Source organism: Pseudomonas sp. KBN10P06128 (assembly GCF_037574945.1).
Classification (GTDB): Bacteria; Pseudomonadota; Gammaproteobacteria; order Pseudomonadales; family Pseudomonadaceae; genus Pseudomonas; species Pseudomonas aeruginosa.
This window is the reverse complement of the sequence record NZ_JBBELR010000001.1, coordinates 3,595,753-3,611,288: the sequence shown is the minus strand read 5'-3', so window position 1 is coordinate 3,611,288 and position 15,536 is coordinate 3,595,753. Positions and strand designations below refer to the sequence as shown.

Genomic DNA, 15,536 nt, shown 5'->3' with positions numbered 1-15,536 from the left:
GGCTCAGAGCGAACGCTGGTCGACCCGCGCGGAAAGCTGCTCGGCGCTTTCCTTGCGCTCCGAATAGCGGTTCACCAGGAACTCCGTGCGCTCGCGCAGGAGCAGGGTGAACTTGAACAACTCCTCCATCACGTCGACCACCCGGTCGTAGTAGGGCGATGGCTTCATCCGGCCCGCTTCGTCGAACTCCAGGTAGGCCTTGGGAACCGAGGACTGGTTGGGGATGGTGAACATGCGCATCCAGCGACCCAGCACGCGCAACTGGTTGACCACGTTGAACGACTGCGAGCCGCCGCAGACCTGCATCAGCGCCAGGGTCTTGCCCTGGGTCGGGCGCACCGCCCCGAGCGCCAGGGGAATCCAGTCGATCTGCGCCTTGAATACCGCGGACAGCGCACCGTGGCGTTCGGGCGAGCACCAGACCTGGCCTTCCGACCACTGCACCAGGTCGCGCAACTCGCGGACCTTGGGATGCTCCAGCGGTGCGTCGTCGGGCAATGGCAGCCCGGAAGGGTCGAAAATCCGCGTTTCGGCACCGAAGCGTTCGAGCAGGCGTGCGGCCTCCAGCACCAGCAGGCGGCTGAAGGAGCGCTCGCGGGTCGAGCCGTAGAGCAGGAGGATGCGCGGCCTGTGCCCGGAGACGGGGGGCAGGTCGCCGAGCAATGCGGAATCGAGGTTGGGTAGTCGTTCGGGCATGTTGCCTCCGGTCAGAGCGAGCCGATGCGCTCCAGCTCGCGCTTGAGCTGGTCGCGATCCAGGGTGGCGAAGGGCAGGCCGAGGAAGGCCCGGCAACGCTGTTCGATGCGTGCCAGGGTGGCGTGGAACGCCGCATCCCGCAGGGCTTCGTCGCCATCCAGGGCGGAGGGATCGGCCAGGCCCCAATGGGCCTTCAGCGCTGCGCCGAGATACAGCGGGCAGGCTTCCCCCACGGCGGCGTCGCAAACGGTGATGACGATGTCCGGCGGTGCGCCTTCGAAGGCTTCGCTGCCCTTGCTGTACAGGCCGTGGGTGGCGATGCCGGCCTGTTCGAGGGTCGCCAGGCTGCGCGGATGCACCCGCCCGCTGGGCTGGCTGCCGGCGCTGCATGCCTCGAAACCCGGCGGGGCCAGGTGGTTGAACATGGCTTCGGAAAGAATGCTGCGGCAACTGTTGGCCGTGCACATGAACAGGACTCGCATGGGATGCTCCTGCCGCCGTCGCCGGCGGCCGTCAGATGGCCAGGCGCAGGGCCAGGGCCGAAAGGGTCGCCAGCAGGACCGGCAGGGTCAGCAGGGCGCCGACCCTGAAGTAGTAGCCCCAGGTGATGCGCATGCCTTTGCGCGCCAGCACGTGCAGCCAGAGGAGCGTCGCCAGGCTGCCGATAGGGGTGATCTTCGGACCCAGGTCGCAGCCGATGACGTTGGCGTAGATCATCGCTTCGCGCACCGCGCCGGCGGTGTCGCTGGCCTGGATCGACAGGGCGCCGAGCAGCACGCTGGGCATGTTGTTCATTACCGACGAGAGGGCGGCGGAAAGCAGTCCGGTACCCAGCGCGGCCGCCCATACGCCGTGCTCGGCCAGGCGGTTCAGGAGCTGCGCCAGGAGGTCGGTGAGACCGGCGTTCTTCAGGCCGTAGACCACCAGGTACATGCCCAGCGAGAAGACCACGATCTGCCAGGGCGCTTCGCGCAGCACCCGCCGGGTCGAGATCACCCGCCCGCGCCCGGCCACCGCCAGCAGCAGCGCCGCACAGGTCGCGGCCACCGCGCTGACGGGGACGCCCAGCGGCTCCAGGGCGAACAGCCCGGCGAGCAGGACCAGCAGCATCCAGCCACCGACGACGAAGGTCGCGCGGTCGCGGATCGCCGCCCGCGGCGGCTTCAATTGCTCCAGCGCATAGACCGGCGGCAGGTCGCGGCGGAAATAGAGGAACAGCACCAGCAGGGAGGTCGCGACGCTCACCAGGTTTACCGGCAACATCACCGCGGCGTACTCGCCGAAGCCGAGCCCGAAGTAGTCGGCCGAGACGATGTTCACCAGGTTCGAGACCACCAGCGGCAGGCTGGCGCTGTCGGCGATGAAGCCCGCCGCCATGACGAAGGCCAGGGTCGCCGCCGGGCTGAAGCGCAGGGCCAGCAGCATCGACATCACGATGGGCGTGAGGATCAGCGCCGCGCCGTCGTTGGCGAACAGCGCCGAGACCGCCGCGCCGAGCAGCACGCAGAAGGCGAACAGGCGCCGGCCGTCGCCGCCGGCCCAGCGCGCGACGTGCAGTGCTGCCCATTCGAAGAAGCCGGCCTCGTCCAGCAGCAGGCTGATGACGATCACCGCGATGAAGGTGGCGGTGGCATTCCAGACGATGTTCCAGACGGTCGGGATGTCGCCCGGCGCGACGCTGCCCAGCGCCAGGGCGAGCAGGGCGCCGATGCTGGCGCTCCAGCCGATGCCGAGGCCCCTGGGCTGCCAGATGACCAGGACCAGGGTGAACAGGAAGATGGCGAAGGCGATCAGCATGGGGCGGCTCGCGCTATTGGCAGCAGGCGGAGGCGCGCTGCGGGCGGCCGTCCATGTCGCGCAGGCGCGCGGCGTCGGCTTGCAGCCAGTCGCCGTTGGCCCGCAGGGTCACTTGCAGGACTTCGTGGATCCAGGCCGGCAGCGCAGGGTTCAGGCGGTAATACACCCACTGGCCCTGGCGACGGTCGAGGAGCAGCCCGGCACTGCGCAACTGGGCCAGGTGGCGGCTGATCTTCGGCTGGCTGTCGGCGAGGGCGCACATCAGTTCGCAGACGCACAGTTCGCCCTGGTCGACGATCAGCAGGGTGGCGCGAACGCGCGTCTCGTCGGCCAGGCACTTGAACACTTCGGCGGGGCTGGGCATCGCTGGGCCTTCCTGGATATATGGAAAGCTTAATATACGGATATCCGTATGTATTGCAAGCGCCCCCGATCCTGCCGGCTAGCGGCGGGCGGCCTGGACTTCCTCGCTCGGCGTGCGCCCGAAGTAGCGCTTGAACTCGCGGCTGAACTGCGAGGGGCTCTCGTAGCCGACCTGGTTGGCGGCGGTACTGGCATTCAGCCCGTCCTGCACCATCAGGCTCCAGGCCTTGTACAGGCGCACGCTCTTCAGGTACTGGAGGGGCGAGGTGAAGGTCATCGCCTTGAAGTTGTGGTGGAAGGTCGACACGCTCATGTTCGCCTCGCGAGCCAGGGTGTCGATGTCCAGCGCACTGGCGTAGTCGGTGTGGATGCGCCGCAGGGCCCTGGCCATGCGCCCGTAGCCGCTGTGCCGGCCGGCCACCGCACGCAGGGCGTTGCCCTGCTCGCTGCGCAGGGCGCGGAAGATGATCTCGCGGACCAGTTGCGGGCCGAGGATATGGCTGTCCAGCGGGCTCTGCAGGCAGCGCAGCAGGCGCATCACCGCATCGGCCATCCCCGCGTCCAGCGGTACCGAAGCCATCGGCGCGCTGGGCGCCAGTTCGTTGTCGTCGTCGCTGCCGGGAGCCTCTTCCATCTGTAGCAGCAGTTCCTTCAAGGTGCCGATTTCCACGTCGACGCTCACTCCCAGCAAGGGCTCGGCGGCGGAGGCGTGGGTTTCGCATTCGAACGGCAGGGGCACCGACATCACCAGGTAGCGTTCGGCGTCGTAGCGGTAGGTTTCGCCACCGAGGAAACCGATCTTCTGGCCCTGGGCGAGGATGCAGATGCGCGGCTCGTAGAACACCGGGCTGCGCGGATAGGCCTGTTCGGCGCGCATCAGGCGGACGCCGGGGATGCGGGTGGAGTCGAAACCCGGTTCGCCTTGCAGGGTGGTGATCAGCGACGCCATGTCGGTGGAAGTAGTGCTCATGCCTTGGCTGTTTCTCCAGGAGGGGAGGCAAACGTAGCAACCCCGCGCGCGCCTGGGCAGTGGCGGGACGCAACATCGGCACGAATGGGCAAGGCTTCGACAGGAATGGACATTCTGCGGCGGCGCCCATCCGGCGAACAATTGCCCCCCGAACGGACCGCCGCCAGCAGGTCGTCGCGGCCCGCCAACCTGCGAAGAGGACACACCGATGACCCTACAGATCCGCGGCTACGCCGCCCAGTCCGCCAGCGCCCCGCTGGCCGCCCATCGCTTCGAACGCCGCGCGCCGCGCGCCGACGACCTGGTGATCGACATCCTCTACTGCGGCGTCTGCCACTCGGACCTCCATCAGGCGCGCAACGAATGGCACAACAGCCTGTACCCGCTGGTGCCGGGCCACGAGATCATAGGCCGGGTCGCCAGCGTCGGCGAGGCGGTGAGCGGTTTCGCGGTCGGCGAACTGGTCGGCGTCGGCTGCATGGTCGACTCCTGCCGGCACTGCGCCGCCTGCTCCGAGGGCCTGGAGCAGTATTGCGCGGAATACCCGACCCTGACCTACAACGGCCGCGACCGCCACGACGGCCTGCCGACCTTCGGCGGCTACTCGGAGCGCATCGTGGTCTCGGCCAGGTTCGTCCTGCGCATTCCCCAGGGACTCGATCCGAAGGCGGCGGCGCCGCTGCTGTGCGCCGGGATCACGTCCTACTCGCCACTGCGTCACTGGAAGATCGGCCCCGGTAGCCGGGTGGCGGTGGTCGGCCTGGGCGGCCTCGGTCACATGGGCCTGAAGTTCGCCAGGGCGCTCGGTGCCGAGGTGGCCCTGTTCACCCGCTCGCCGGGCAAGGAAGAGGAAGCGCGGCGGCTCGGCGCCGACCAGGTGATCCTTTCCACCGACCCACAGCGGATGGCCGCCGTCGCCGGACGCTTCGACCTGATCCTGGACACTGTGCCGCACCAGCACGACCTCAATCCCTACCTGGCGACCCTCAAGCGCGACGGCACCCTCGTACTGGTCGGCCTGCTCGAGCCGCTGGAGCCGGCGGTGCACGGTGCGCAACTGGTGATGGGACGCCGCTCGATCGCCGGCTCGGCCATCGGCGGCATCGCCGAGACCCAGGAAATGCTGGATTTCTGCGCGGCCCACGGGATCGCCTGCGACATCGAGATGATCGAGATCCAGCAGATCAACCAGGCCTACGAGCGGATGCTGGCCAGCGACGTGAAGTATCGCTTCGTGATCGACATGGCCTCCCTGCCGAAGTCCTTCTGAGACGGGCCGTCGGCGCCGGCGGGCTCAGCAGCCCTCGGCGTCGACCAGGAAGGTCTCGAAACGCACGCTTTTCGCCCCCAGCCGCCAGACGCCCGCGCTCAGCGGGCCTTGCGCGTCCTCCCGGGCTTGCCAGGCGCGTTCGCAGTCCTCGCGTGAACGCCAGCAGGTGTAGTTCAGCACGTGCTGGCCGTCCTCGCTGGGGTGCAGGCTGGCGGACAGGTAGCCCGGGCAGTTCCTGAAGCAGCGTTCCAGGCGTTGCAGGTGCGCGTTCTGTTCCAGCGCCAGCGACAACTGGCTGGCGGGTTCCACCTCGATATCGATGAGTTGCGCGTAGCACGGCGACCGCTCGCTAGCGGCCGGGCACTGGTCGTCGGTGCAGCAGTAGGAGGAGGGGATGAGCATGGCGGGTTACTCCGGGTGACTTGTGTCGAGGGCCGGCCCAGGGTAAAACCTCAAGCAAACTTGAGGTCAAGTCAATCATGAAGAATTCCTGCGCATCCCGCGAACTGAGCGTCGGCGAACTGGCCAGGCGTGCCGGCGTGGCGGTCTCCGCCCTGCATTTCTACGAAACCAAGGGGCTGATCAGCAGCCAGCGCAACGCCGGCAACCAGCGGCGCTTCAGTCGCGAGACGCTACGCCGGGTGGTGGTGATCAAGGTCGCCCAGCGGGTCGGCATTCCCCTCGCGGAGATCGCTCGCGCCCTGCAGACCCTGCCGGCGGGGCGTAGCCCTAGCGCGGCGGACTGGGCGCGCCTGTCGGCGCAGTGGAAGGAGGATCTCACCGAGCGCATCGACAAGCTGCTGCTGTTGCGCGACCAACTGGACGGCTGCATCGGTTGCGGCTGCCTGTCGCTCCAGGCCTGCCCGTTGCGCAACCCCGGCGACCAGCTTTCCGCCGAGGGGCCGGGAGCGCACTGGCTGGACGCCGAGGGCCGCGAGCACGACGGCTAGGCAGCGGTCAGCCGTGGTGCTGGCGGTCGGCGACGGCCGGGCTGTCCTGCAGGTTGTCCGGCGGGATCGCCAGGGCGCGTAGCGATCCGGCCATGATGTCGCTGAAGGTGGGCGCCGAGACCAGGCCGCCGAAGTAGCCGATCCTGGTCGGCGAATCGATCATCACCGCCAGCACCAGTTGCGGGTCGGACGCCGGCGCCATGCCGACGAACAGCGAACGGTAGGACTTGTCCGCGTAGCCCCGGCCCGAGGCCTTGCGCGCGGTGCCGCTCTTGCCCGCCACGTGGTAGCCCGGCACGCGGGCGCGGATCACGCCCTTCGGGTCTTCCACCACGGTTTGCAGCATCGCCCGGATGCGCCGTGCGATCTGCGGGTCCATCGCCTGGCGCACTTGGTTCTGCGGGTTGTCGCGGAGCAGGCTGAGCGGCACCAGCTTGCCGTCGTTGGCGAACACCGAGTAGGCCTGGGCCAGCTCGGCGGTGTTCACCGCCAGGCTGTAGCCGAACGACATGCTGGCGGTGGCGATGTTCGACCATTTCTCGTGGAACGGCAGGTAGCCCGGGTTCTCGCCGGGGAAGCCCAGCGACAGCGGCGCGCCGAAACCGACCCGGCCGAGCTGTTCGAGGATCGGCTTGGGTCCGATCTGCAGGGCGACCTTGCTCATGCCGATGTTCGAGGAGTTGATCAGCACCCCGGTCATGGTCAGTACGTCGCGCCGGGCGACGTCGTGGATGGTGTGCCCGTCGATGGTCATCCAGCCCGGAGCCACGCTGACTTGGCTGTTCTCGTCGAACTTGCCGGAGGCCAGCGCCGCCGACATGCTGAACGGCTTGATCACCGAGCCCGGCTCGAAGGTATCGGTGAGGGTGCGGTTGCGCATGAAGGCCGGGGCGAAGCTGGCGCGGTTGTTCGGGTTGTAGGAGGGGAAGTTGGCCATCGCCAGGATCTGCCCGCTCTTCGGGTTCACCAGGACCGCCGAGCCGGAGTGCGCGCCGAACTTGAGCACGGCCTTTTCCAGCGCCTTGTAGGCGATGAACTGTAGTCGCAGGTCGATGCTCAGGGCCACGTCCTGGCTGGCCTTGGGCGTCTTCAGCACCTTGATGCTGTTGACCAGCGAGCCGCGCGGGTTGATCGCCACCTCGCGTACTCCGTCCTTGCCGCTCAGCCAGTCGTTGAAGCCCAGTTCGGTGCCTTCCTGGCCGCGGCCGTCGATGTTGACCAGGCCGATCAACTGCGCGGTCAGCTCGGAACTGGGGTAGAAACGCTTGTATTCCTTGATCTGGTGTACCCCCGTTATGCCCAGGGCCATCACCTCGCTGGCCTCGATCGGCGACAGGCCGCGCTCGAGGTAGAGGAAGCGCTTGTTCGGGTTGGCCTGGAGCTGGGCCAGCAGCGGCGCCGCGGGGCGGTGCAGGGCGCCGGCCAGGCGTGGCACCTCGTCGAGGTGGGCGGCCATTTCCCTGGGGTTGCACCAGATCGACGCGACTTCGGTGGATACCGCCAGCGGCTCGCCGTTGCGGTCGGTGATCATGCCGCGGGTGACCGGGATCGGCAGGTCGCGGATCGAGCGGAGGTCGCCCTGGTCGGCGAGGAATTCGTGGTCGTGGACCTGGAGATAGACCAACCGTCCGGAGACGGCCAGGGAGGCGAGGACGAACAGGGTGACGACAAGGATGAAGCGGTAGTTTCGGCGTTGACTGCTCATGCAAGGGCACACTGGGGAAGAGGGAGAGCGGAAGCCCGTCCGGGGCAGTGCTGAAACATCCTGTTGCAGTTGGCAACTGTACCGTCACCCGCCACCCGCCGGTCAAGCCCTTTGCCGCCGTCTAGAGCACCAGGCGCATCGCGCAGCGGCTGTCGGCGGCGAAGCCGATCTCCTGCTCGTGGCCGAGGATCGCGCGCAGGCGCTCGCCGGCTTCCTGCCAGGTCAGCCGCTGGAAGCCCAGGCGTGCGTAGAACGGCGCGTTCCAGGGCACGTCGCAGAAGGTCGTCAGGGTCAGCGCCCGGCAGTGGCTGGCGTGGGCGTAGGTCACCGCCCGCTCCAGCAGGCGGCGGCCCAGGCCCTGTTGCTGGTGGGCCTGGGCGATGGACAACTCGGCGATGTGCAGCTCGTCGGCGCAGCGTTCGGCGGCGAGGAAACCGACCGGCTGGCCATCGGCGTCTTCCGCCAGCCAGTGGCTGCCGCGCTCGATCAGGCGGCGATGGAAGTCCACCCCGGCGACCCCGGCGTCGGCGATCCAGGCCAGCTCGGGCAGCAGGCGGAAGCTTTCCCCGGCTGAGCGCTCGATGGCCGGGAGCAGCGCGGCGTCCTCGTCGCGGCTGGTTCTGATGCGGTAGTCCATTGGCTTTTCACTCCATGAGCAGGCCGTCGAGCAGCACGTCCAGGGCCTGGCAGGCCCTGGCCAGGCTCTCCGGCGGGTGTTCGGCGTTGGCGATACGCAGGGCGGCGTCCACCAGCGCGCCGTTGAGCAGCCAGGCCAGGGCCTCGGCGTCGGTGCGGCGGACCCGCCCGCTGTCCATCAGTTCGCGCAGTTGCCCGGTCATCGAGCTTAGGCAGCGCAGTTGGCTGGCCTCGCTGCTGGGGCTGCCGAGGATGGCCGGGGCATCGCGCAGGACGATGCGCTGGATTTCCGCTTCCAGGGCCATTTCCAGGTAGGCGCGGTTGTAGGCACGGAAGCCGCTCCAGAGGTCCTCGCCGGCAGCCAGGATGGCGCCGAGGCGAAGATTCATCTCGTCGTCGATCTGCTGCACCACCGCGGCCAGCAGGCCTTTCTTGTCGCCGAAGTGGTGATACAGCGCGCCGCGGGTGAGGCCGGCGCTGGCGGTCAGGTCGTCCATCGAGGCGCCGGCGTAGCCGTTGTCGGCGAACGCTCGGCGCGCGGCGTCGATCAGCTTGGCGCGGGTTTCCTCGATCATCTCGGCGCGAGGCTTGCGGGCCATGCGAGGTCTCCGGGTGGCGAAGGGGCTTCAGGATAATTGACATACGCTGCGTATGTCTCCATGATTTTTGACATACGCAGCGTATGTTAATTTCGTCTTCTCCCGTCGTCGCCGGTTCCGCTGGAGCCGGCCAGCCGAGGCTTTCCATGAGCAACCCCTATCTCGAACTGTTCGCCGCGCCCGGCGCCAAGGGCTTTTCAGCCGCCGGCCTGCTGGCGCGGATGCCCCTGTCGATGACCGGCCTGGGCATCGTCACCATGCTTTCCCAGGTGCATGCCGACTACTGGCTGGCCGGTACCGTGGCGGCCACCTTCGTGTTCTGCAATGCCTTGCTCGCGCCGCAGGTATCGCGCCTGGTGGACCGCTTCGGCCAGGGCCGGGTGCTGCTCCCGGCCGCGTTGGCCAGCGCCCTGGCGATGAGCGCGCTGTTGCTGTGTACGCACTATCGAGCGCCGAATGCCTGGCTCTACCTGTTCGCGTTGCTCGCCGGGGCGATGCCGAGCATGCCGGCCATGGTGCGGGCGCGCTGGACCGAGCTGTACCGGGGCTCGCCGAAGCTGCACACGGCGTTTTCCTTCGAATCGGTGATGGACGAGGTGTGCTACATCATCGGGCCGGTGCTGGCGGTGAGCCTCAGCGTCGGCTGGTTCGCCGAGGCGGGGCCGCTGCTGGCGACGCTGTTCCTGGTCGCCGGGGTGAGCCTGTTCAGTCTGCAACGCGGCACCGAACCGCCGCTGCATGCCCATCCGCGGCACCGCGCCGGCAGCGCGCTGGCCTATCCGGCGGTACGCGTGCTGGCGCTGGTGCTGGCCGCCATCGGGGTGATCTTCGGCGCGGTGGAAGTGGTCAGCGTGGCCTTCGCCGAGGCGCACGGCAACAAGGCTGCGGCAAGCCTGGTGTTGTCGGTCTATGCCGTCGGCTCATGTCTCGCGGGATTGCTGTTCGGGCTGCTGCGCTGGCGCCTGGCGCTTTCCCGGCAACTGCTCTGCATGGTTACGCTGATGGCCCTGAGCCTGATGCCGCTGCTAGGGGTGGAGAGCATCCTTGCGCTTGCCCTGACCGTGCTGGTGGCCGGCTTCAGCGTGGCGCCGACGATGATCCTGGCCATGGGCCTGGTCGAGCGCGCGGTGGACCCGGCACGCCTCACCGAAGGCCTGACCTGGGCCATCACCGGGCTGGGCATCGGCATGGCCCTGGGCTCGGCGCTGGCCGGTTGGGTGGTGGAGGGCTACGGCGCCGCCAGCGGTTTCCTCGTCGCGGTCGGCGCCGGCTGGCTGGCCTGGCTGCTGGCCCTGGCCTGCTTCCGGGTGCTGGCTCAGGACGAGGCCGGAGACTGCGCGGTGTCCGGCTGAGCCGGGAAGGCGTATTCGCGTTCGACCCGGGCGATCCGCGCGCTGAAACCGGCGTACCAGTCGCGCCGGCCGCGCGCCTGGGCGTCGCGGTGCTCCGCGTGGCGGCTCCAGGCACGGATCGCCGCCTCGCTGTCCCAGTAGGAGACGGTGATGCCGAAACCGTCGGCGCCGCGGACCGACTCCACGCCGAGATAGCCCGGCTGGCGGCTGGCCAGTTCCAGCATGCGCTCGGCCGCTTCGGCGTAGCCGTCGTCGACGGCGCTGCGATGGGAGCTGAAGATCACTGCGTAATAAGGTGTCGGGCCGCGCCGGGGGCGGTCGCGGCGCTGCGTCCGGCACGCCTCGACGAATGCCTTCGGCAGTGGCGGCAGGACGCCGGCCAGGGCTGCCCGCTCGGGTTGGAACAGGGTGGCGACGAAGAACGGATGCTGTTCCAGCTCCACCGCGCGGATCGCTCCGTCGGCGCTCCAGGCGCTGGCCCGCAGTGCGCCGCCGGTAAGTTCCGCGGCGAAGCGCGGGGCGATTGCGTAGCGGCAATGGTAGTCCGCCTCGATCCAGTCGGCAGCATACGCCAGGGCCAGGCGCGAGCCGCGCAGCAGGCGGACTTCCTCGCGGGCTTCGAGCAGAGCGCAGGGCAGGGCGGCGATCACCGCCTGGTCGCTGTGCGGATGCTCCTCGCCATGGGTCGCCGCCTGCCAGCCGAGGGCGTTGCGGGCGAACTCGAGGATCGTGTGCTGGAAGCCGGCGCAGGTACCGAGGAACGGCCGGCGCCGGCCCCGGGCATGGGCGATCAGGCGCAGCACCGCGTCGGCGTCGCGATAGGGGCTGCCCGGCACGCACCAGAACCCGTCATAGCGCTCCAGCGCCGGCTCGGCGGGCAGGCGGTCGCTGGCCAGCCAGTCGAATGCGATCTCCAGGCCGAGTGCCTCGCCGGCCAGGCGCAGGGCCAGGGGAATCGCCCGGTGGGCGGTGATGTGCGGGTCGTGGTCGCCGACCAAGGCAATGCGCAGCGGCGCCGCGGGAGGGGTGGACATCCGTTTTCGCTCCAGTTTCGCCACGCCGGTTGGCGGGCCCTGGCGCTCACTCTATAGTTGCGTTTCCGCACTCGATATCGGCGCCAATGCAAAAGATGAATGCACCGCTGCAATATCGCCTGGACCATGCCGATCTTGCCCTGGTCCTCGCCCTGGTTCGCGGCGGTAGCCTGGCGCGGGCCGCAGAGTTGCTCAGGGTCGATGTGTCGACGGTTTTCCGGGCCATCCGCCGGCTGGAGAAGAACCTCGGCAAGGCGTTGTTCGACAAGAGCCGCAGCGGCTACCTGGCGAACCAGACCGCCCGCCGCCTGGCGCAGCAGGCAGAACTGGCGGAACAGGCGCTGGAGGCGGCGCGCATCGGCCTCGAACTGGAGCGCGAGGTGCTCAGCGGTACCGTGCGCCTGACCTGCTCCGACGCCGTCCTGCATGGCCTGCTGCTGCCGGCGCTGGCGCGCTTCATGCCTGGCTATCCGGCCCTGCAACTGGAGCTGGCGACCTCCAACGACTTTGCCAACCTCAGCCGGCGCGACGCCGACATCGCCCTGCGCATGACCCGCACGCCGCCGGAACACCTGGTCGGGCGCAACCTCGGCGAGGTGCGCTACGTGCTCTGCGCCAGCGAACGCTACCTGGAGGGCCGCGACGCGACGGAGCCCGCCATGCTGCACTGGATCGCCCCGGACGATTTCCTTCCCGACCACCCGAGCGTGGTCTGGCGTCGTCGACACTATCCTGGGGTGCTGCCGGCCTACCGCTGCAACGGCGTGCTGGCGGTCGCCGAGATGGCCCGCGCCGGCCTCGGCCTGGCGGCGATCCCTGCCTACCTGCTACGCGACGGCGACGGCCTGCGGGTACTGGACGCCGACCTCGAGGGCTGCGCCAGCGCCCTGTGGCTGCTGACCCGTCCGGACTGCCGGGCGTTGCGCTCGGTGGTCGCGTTGTTCGACGAGCTGGGGCGGCATGTGCGATTGGGAGATGAGTGAAGGGGTGGCCGTGCCTGGTATGGCAACCCTCTCCCGCGAGCGGGAGAGGGGCTGGAATGGCAGGCCTGGCGCTCAGCCGCGATCCGCCGCGGCCGGTCCCGGCGGCGGAATGTCGCCCACCGCCGCCGCGCCGGTGTCCTTGCGCAGGCGCCTGACCTCGTCGACGCTGACGCTTGGCGCCTGGTTGCCCCAGCTGGTGCGGATGAAGTTGACCACGTCGGCGATCTCCTGGTCGTTCATCCGCCAGCCGAACGGCGGCATGGTGAAGCTCGACGGTGCCTGGTGGGTGGCTGGCAGGGTGCCACCCTTGAGCACGATGTGCACCAGGGAGGTCGGGTCGCTGCCGGTCACCACCGGGTTGCCGGCCAGGGCCGGGAAGACCCGCGCATAGCCCTTGCCGTCGGTGCGGTGGCAGGCCCCGCAGTTGTCGACGTAGAGCGCCGCGCCGGTCTTGCTGTCGTCGCCGTGGAACAGTGCCTGGGCCACGCTCTCGTCGTAGACGTGCTGCTGGTCGGCGGGGTCCGCCGGCGGCAGCGACTTGAGGTAGCGGGCGATGGCGGTGAGGTCGGCGTCGGTCATGTACTGCATGCTGTGCACCACCACGTCGGACATGCCGCCGAACACCGCGCTGCGCTCGCTGCGGCCGGTACGCAGGAAGCTGACCAGGTCGGCTTCGCTCCAGCTGCCCAGTCCGGTCCGGTGGTCGCCGCGCAGGCTCTTGGCGATCCAGTTCTCCAGCGGCGCGCTGCCGGACAGGTAGGCCGCGCCATCGCTCGCCGCCAGGGCCTTCTCCTGCATGCCCAGCCCACGCGGGGTATGGCAGGCGCCACAGTGGCCAAGGCCTTCGACCAGGTAGGCGCCGCGCGCCAGCACCGGGTCCTGCCCGGCGGCGGCCTGGAAGTCCTTCACCTCGGGAGCGAAGGTCCAGCGCCAGAATGCCAGCGGCCAGCGCATCGACAGCGGCCAGGGGATGTCGCTGGCCTTGTTGGGCTGCTCCACCGGCTCCACGCCATGCATGAAGTAGGCGTAGAGGGCGCGCATGTCCGCTTCGCTGACTCGCGCGTAGGACGGGTAGGGCATCGCCGGGTAGAGGGTGTCGCCGGACCTGGCCACGCCGTGGCGCACGGCACGGTCGAAGTCCTCGAAGCTGTAGTCGCCGATGCCGGTCTTGCGGTCCGGGGTGATGTTGGTCGAGTACACCGCGCCGATCGGCGTTTCCATCGGCAGGCCCCCGGCGAACGGCTTGCCGTCCCTGGCGGTGTGGCAGGCCACGCAATCGCCGGCGCGGGCCAGGTATTCACCCTGCCTGACCAGGGCCGGGTCCGGCGCTGCGGCGGCCTGGGCGATGCCGCAGGCGAGGGCGGAGAGGGCGAGGAAGGCTGTCGGTTTCATCGTTGCGCTCCTCATGCCTGCACCAGCGGACCGGGGTTCTTCAGGTATTGCTCGCGGATCGCCTTGGCCGACCAGTAGGCCAGCGCCGCCACCAGCCCAGTGGGGTTGTAGCCGGTGCCCTGGGGGAAGGCCGAGGCGCCCATGACGAAGACGTTGTGCACGTCCCAGCTCTGCAGGTAGCGGTTGAGCACACTGGTCTTCGGATCGCTGCCCATGATCGCCCCGCCGAGCAGGTGGGTGGTCTGGTAGACCCGTGTATTGAAGTGGTCGCCGAAGTTCTTGACGCTCACCGAGATGGCCTTCGGGTTCATCGCTTCGGCGATCTTGCGCATGTGCTCGGTGACGTAGCGGCTCATGCGGATCTCGTTGTCCTTCCAGTCGAAGGTCATGCGCAGCAGTGGCTGGCCGTAGGCGTCCTTGTAGGTCGGGTCGAGGTCGAGGTAGTTGTCGCGGTAGGTCATGTTGCTGCCGTGGGCGTCCATCGACACGGTGTGCGTGTAGGCGTCCTTGACCGCCTGTTTCCAGCCGCTGCCCCAGCTCGGCGTGCCGGGCGGCACGGCGAGGCCGCCGATCGGCTTGGAGCCGGCCTGGTTGACCCACATCGGCGAGCCGCCGACGAAGCCCAGCGGTCCGTGGTCGAAGTTGTCGGCGTTGAAGTCGTCCACCGCCACGCCGCCACCGCCGGTGCCGACGAAGGGGTTGGTATGCACGTCCTTGTCGAAGAACGCCTTGATGGTGGCCATGTTCTGGTAGGCGAAGTTCTTCCCCACCACGCCCTCGCCGGTGCGCGGGTCGTAGGGCTTGCCGATGCCGGAGAGCAGCAGCAGGCGCACGTTGTGGAACTGGAAGGCGCTGATGATCACCAGCTTCGCCGGCTGCACGATCTCGCGCCCCTGGGCGTCGACGTAGGTCACGCCGGTGGCCTGCCTGCCGTCGCTGTCGAGGTTGACCTTGAGCACGTTGCAGTTGGCGCGCAGTTCGAACAGCGGGGTCTGGCGCAGCGCCGGCAGGATGTTCAGGTTCGGCGAGGCCTTGGAATACATGTAGCAGGCGTAGCCGCTGCAGAAGCCGCAGAAGTTGCACGGCCCCATCTGCACCCCGTAGGGGTTGGTCCAGGGCCCCGAAGCGTTGGCCGCCGGCAGGTCGTAGGGGTGCAGGCCGAGTTCCTCGGCGGCCTTGCGGAACAGTTGCGCGGAGTACACCTGGCGCAGCGCCGGCAGCGGGAAGTCGTCCGAGCGGTCGGCGGCGAACGGATTGCCCTTGCCGACCACCTGGCCCTTGACCGTATGCGCGGTGCCGGAGGTGCCGAAGACCTTCTCGGCGAAATCGAAGTGCGGCTCCAGCTCTTCGTAGCTGACCCCGTAGTCCTGGATGGTCATGCCTTCGGGGATGAATTTCTTGCCGTAGCGTTCCTCGTAATGGCTGCGCAGGCGCAGTTCCTCGGGCATGATCCGGAAATGCACGCCGGACCAGTGCAGGCCGGCGCCACCGACGCCGTCGCCGGGAAGGAAGGCGGAGAGCTGACGGTAGGGCAGCGCGGTGTCGTTGATCCCGTGGCGGATGCTCACGGTGCTCTTGGAGAGATTCTGGAACAGCTTGCCGCGGGTGTTGTAGGTCAGCTCGTCGAGGGTGTTCGGGTAGGCGCCGTCGGGATAGGTATCGCGGTTCTCGCCGCGCTCCAGCGCCACCACGTTGAGCCCGGCCTCGGTCAGCTCCTTGGCCAGGATCGCTCCGGTCCAGCCGAAGCCGACCACCACCGCGTCCACCGGTTTGAGTGTCGTCGCCATGT

The 15,536-nt window shown here is 68.7% G+C and carries 16 protein-coding genes; 4 read left to right on the top strand and 12 right to left on the bottom strand.

Going from position 1 to position 15,536, the window contains the following annotated elements; all coding sequences use genetic code 11:
- Positions 1-3: 3 nt before the first annotated feature.
- From arsH to VQ065_RS17075, 5 genes are all read right to left on the bottom strand, one after another.
- Entirely contained in the window at positions 4-696 is a 693-nt protein-coding gene (gene arsH / locus VQ065_RS17095; protein ID WP_003089320.1) for an arsenical resistance protein ArsH, read from the bottom strand.
- Positions 697-707: 11 nt separating this feature from the next.
- Complete coding sequence (locus VQ065_RS17090) at positions 708-1,178, bottom strand: arsenate reductase ArsC (protein WP_003089317.1); 471 nt, start codon at positions 1,176-1,178, stop codon at positions 708-710.
- 31 nt (positions 1,179-1,209) lie between these two features.
- Positions 1,210-2,493, bottom strand: coding sequence for an arsenic transporter (locus VQ065_RS17085; protein ID WP_003089314.1), 1,284 nt, complete (start codon positions 2,491-2,493; stop codon positions 1,210-1,212).
- A gap of 13 nt (positions 2,494-2,506) precedes the next feature.
- Positions 2,507-2,857 (bottom strand): metalloregulator ArsR/SmtB family transcription factor, encoded by a 351-nt coding sequence (locus VQ065_RS17080; RefSeq protein ID WP_003089312.1) that lies wholly within the window; start codon positions 2,855-2,857, stop codon positions 2,507-2,509.
- 78 nt (positions 2,858-2,935) lie between these two features.
- Positions 2,936-3,826 carry an AraC family transcriptional regulator gene (locus VQ065_RS17075; protein WP_003089309.1) on the bottom strand — a complete coding sequence of 297 codons (891 nt, stop codon included), beginning with the start codon at positions 3,824-3,826 and terminating at the stop codon, positions 2,936-2,938.
- Positions 3,827-4,034: 208 nt separating this feature from the next.
- On the opposite strand from VQ065_RS17075, the gene VQ065_RS17070 reads away from it, so the two are divergent.
- Entirely contained in the window at positions 4,035-5,096 is a 1,062-nt protein-coding gene (locus VQ065_RS17070; RefSeq protein WP_003089306.1) for an NAD(P)-dependent alcohol dehydrogenase, read from the top strand.
- A 24-nt stretch (positions 5,097-5,120) separates the two neighbouring features.
- On the opposite strand, the gene pumA is transcribed toward VQ065_RS17070, so the two are convergent.
- On the bottom strand, positions 5,121-5,498 hold the full coding sequence (pumA, locus tag VQ065_RS17065) for a monooxygenase PumA (RefSeq protein ID WP_003089304.1): 378 nt from the start codon (positions 5,496-5,498) through the stop codon (positions 5,121-5,123).
- A gap of 77 nt (positions 5,499-5,575) precedes the next feature.
- Here pumA and soxR point away from each other — a divergent pair, with 77 nt between their 5' ends.
- On the top strand, positions 5,576-6,046 hold the full coding sequence (gene soxR / locus VQ065_RS17060; RefSeq protein ID WP_003089301.1) for a redox-sensitive transcriptional activator SoxR: 471 nt from the start codon (positions 5,576-5,578) through the stop codon (positions 6,044-6,046).
- Between the two features lie 7 nt (positions 6,047-6,053).
- On the opposite strand, the gene VQ065_RS17055 is transcribed toward soxR, so the two are convergent.
- The 3 genes from VQ065_RS17055 to VQ065_RS17045 all read right to left on the bottom strand — a co-directional run bounded on the left by VQ065_RS17055 (position 6,054) and on the right by VQ065_RS17045 (position 8,986).
- On the bottom strand, positions 6,054-7,751 hold the full coding sequence (locus tag VQ065_RS17055; protein ID WP_003089297.1) for a peptidoglycan D,D-transpeptidase FtsI family protein: 1,698 nt from the start codon (positions 7,749-7,751) through the stop codon (positions 6,054-6,056).
- A 121-nt stretch (positions 7,752-7,872) separates the two neighbouring features.
- Complete coding sequence (locus VQ065_RS17050; RefSeq protein ID WP_003089295.1) at positions 7,873-8,388, bottom strand: GNAT family N-acetyltransferase; 516 nt, start codon at positions 8,386-8,388, stop codon at positions 7,873-7,875.
- Between the two features lie 7 nt (positions 8,389-8,395).
- Entirely contained in the window at positions 8,396-8,986 is a 591-nt protein-coding gene (locus VQ065_RS17045; RefSeq protein WP_003089292.1) for a TetR/AcrR family transcriptional regulator, read from the bottom strand.
- A 146-nt stretch (positions 8,987-9,132) separates the two neighbouring features.
- Between VQ065_RS17045 and VQ065_RS17040 the strand changes: the two genes are divergently transcribed.
- Positions 9,133-10,338, top strand: a complete 1,206-nt coding sequence (locus tag VQ065_RS17040; protein WP_003089288.1) for an MFS transporter — start codon at positions 9,133-9,135, stop codon at positions 10,336-10,338.
- Here VQ065_RS17040 and VQ065_RS17035 read toward each other — a convergent pair.
- A complete protein-coding gene (locus VQ065_RS17035) occupies positions 10,302-11,372 on the bottom strand; it encodes a CTP synthase C-terminal region-related (seleno)protein (protein WP_003089287.1) in 1,071 nt (356 codons plus the stop codon). The two genes, VQ065_RS17040 and VQ065_RS17035, sit on opposite strands and share 37 nt — an antisense overlap.
- An 86-nt stretch (positions 11,373-11,458) precedes the next feature.
- Between VQ065_RS17035 and VQ065_RS17030 the strand changes: the two genes are divergently transcribed.
- Positions 11,459-12,355 carry a LysR family transcriptional regulator gene (locus VQ065_RS17030; RefSeq protein ID WP_003089284.1) on the top strand — a complete coding sequence of 299 codons (897 nt, stop codon included), beginning with the start codon at positions 11,459-11,461 and terminating at the stop codon, positions 12,353-12,355.
- Positions 12,356-12,427: 72 nt separating this feature from the next.
- On the opposite strand, the gene VQ065_RS17025 is transcribed toward VQ065_RS17030, so the two are convergent.
- Both VQ065_RS17025 and VQ065_RS17020 read right to left on the bottom strand, forming a co-directional pair.
- Entirely contained in the window at positions 12,428-13,747 is a 1,320-nt protein-coding gene (locus tag VQ065_RS17025; protein ID WP_003089282.1) for a cytochrome c, read from the bottom strand.
- An 11-nt stretch (positions 13,748-13,758) separates the two neighbouring features.
- Positions 13,759-15,534, bottom strand: a complete 1,776-nt coding sequence (locus tag VQ065_RS17020; protein ID WP_003110747.1) for a GMC family oxidoreductase — start codon at positions 15,532-15,534, stop codon at positions 13,759-13,761.
- Between the last annotated feature and the right edge of the window lie 2 nt (positions 15,535-15,536).

Excerpts from the sequence above, each read along its gene's own strand:
- arsH (WP_003089320.1), bottom strand. The coding sequence starts at position 696 with ATGCCCGAACGACTACCCAACCTCGATTCCGCATTGCTCGGCGACCTG.
- VQ065_RS17090 (WP_003089317.1), bottom strand. The coding sequence starts at position 1,178 with ATGCGAGTCCTGTTCATGTGCACGGCCAACAGTTGCCGCAGCATTCTT.
- VQ065_RS17085 (WP_003089314.1), bottom strand. The coding sequence starts at position 2,493 with ATGCTGATCGCCTTCGCCATCTTCCTGTTCACCCTGGTCCTGGTCATC.
- VQ065_RS17080 (WP_003089312.1), bottom strand. The coding sequence starts at position 2,857 with ATGCCCAGCCCCGCCGAAGTGTTCAAGTGCCTGGCCGACGAGACGCGC.
- VQ065_RS17075 (WP_003089309.1), bottom strand. The coding sequence starts at position 3,826 with ATGAGCACTACTTCCACCGACATGGCGTCGCTGATCACCACCCTGCAA.
- VQ065_RS17070 (WP_003089306.1), top strand. The coding sequence starts at position 4,035 with ATGACCCTACAGATCCGCGGCTACGCCGCCCAGTCCGCCAGCGCCCCG.
- pumA (WP_003089304.1), bottom strand. The coding sequence starts at position 5,498 with ATGCTCATCCCCTCCTCCTACTGCTGCACCGACGACCAGTGCCCGGCC.
- soxR (WP_003089301.1), top strand. The coding sequence starts at position 5,576 with ATGAAGAATTCCTGCGCATCCCGCGAACTGAGCGTCGGCGAACTGGCC.
- VQ065_RS17055 (WP_003089297.1), bottom strand. The coding sequence starts at position 7,751 with ATGAGCAGTCAACGCCGAAACTACCGCTTCATCCTTGTCGTCACCCTG.
- VQ065_RS17050 (WP_003089295.1), bottom strand. The coding sequence starts at position 8,388 with ATGGACTACCGCATCAGAACCAGCCGCGACGAGGACGCCGCGCTGCTC.
- VQ065_RS17045 (WP_003089292.1), bottom strand. The coding sequence starts at position 8,986 with ATGGCCCGCAAGCCTCGCGCCGAGATGATCGAGGAAACCCGCGCCAAG.
- VQ065_RS17040 (WP_003089288.1), top strand. The coding sequence starts at position 9,133 with ATGAGCAACCCCTATCTCGAACTGTTCGCCGCGCCCGGCGCCAAGGGC.
- VQ065_RS17035 (WP_003089287.1), bottom strand. The coding sequence starts at position 11,372 with ATGTCCACCCCTCCCGCGGCGCCGCTGCGCATTGCCTTGGTCGGCGAC.
- VQ065_RS17030 (WP_003089284.1), top strand. The coding sequence starts at position 11,459 with ATGCAAAAGATGAATGCACCGCTGCAATATCGCCTGGACCATGCCGAT.
- VQ065_RS17025 (WP_003089282.1), bottom strand. The coding sequence starts at position 13,747 with ATGAAACCGACAGCCTTCCTCGCCCTCTCCGCCCTCGCCTGCGGCATC.
- VQ065_RS17020 (WP_003110747.1), bottom strand. The coding sequence starts at position 15,534 with ATGGCGACGACACTCAAACCGGTGGACGCGGTGGTGGTCGGCTTCGGC.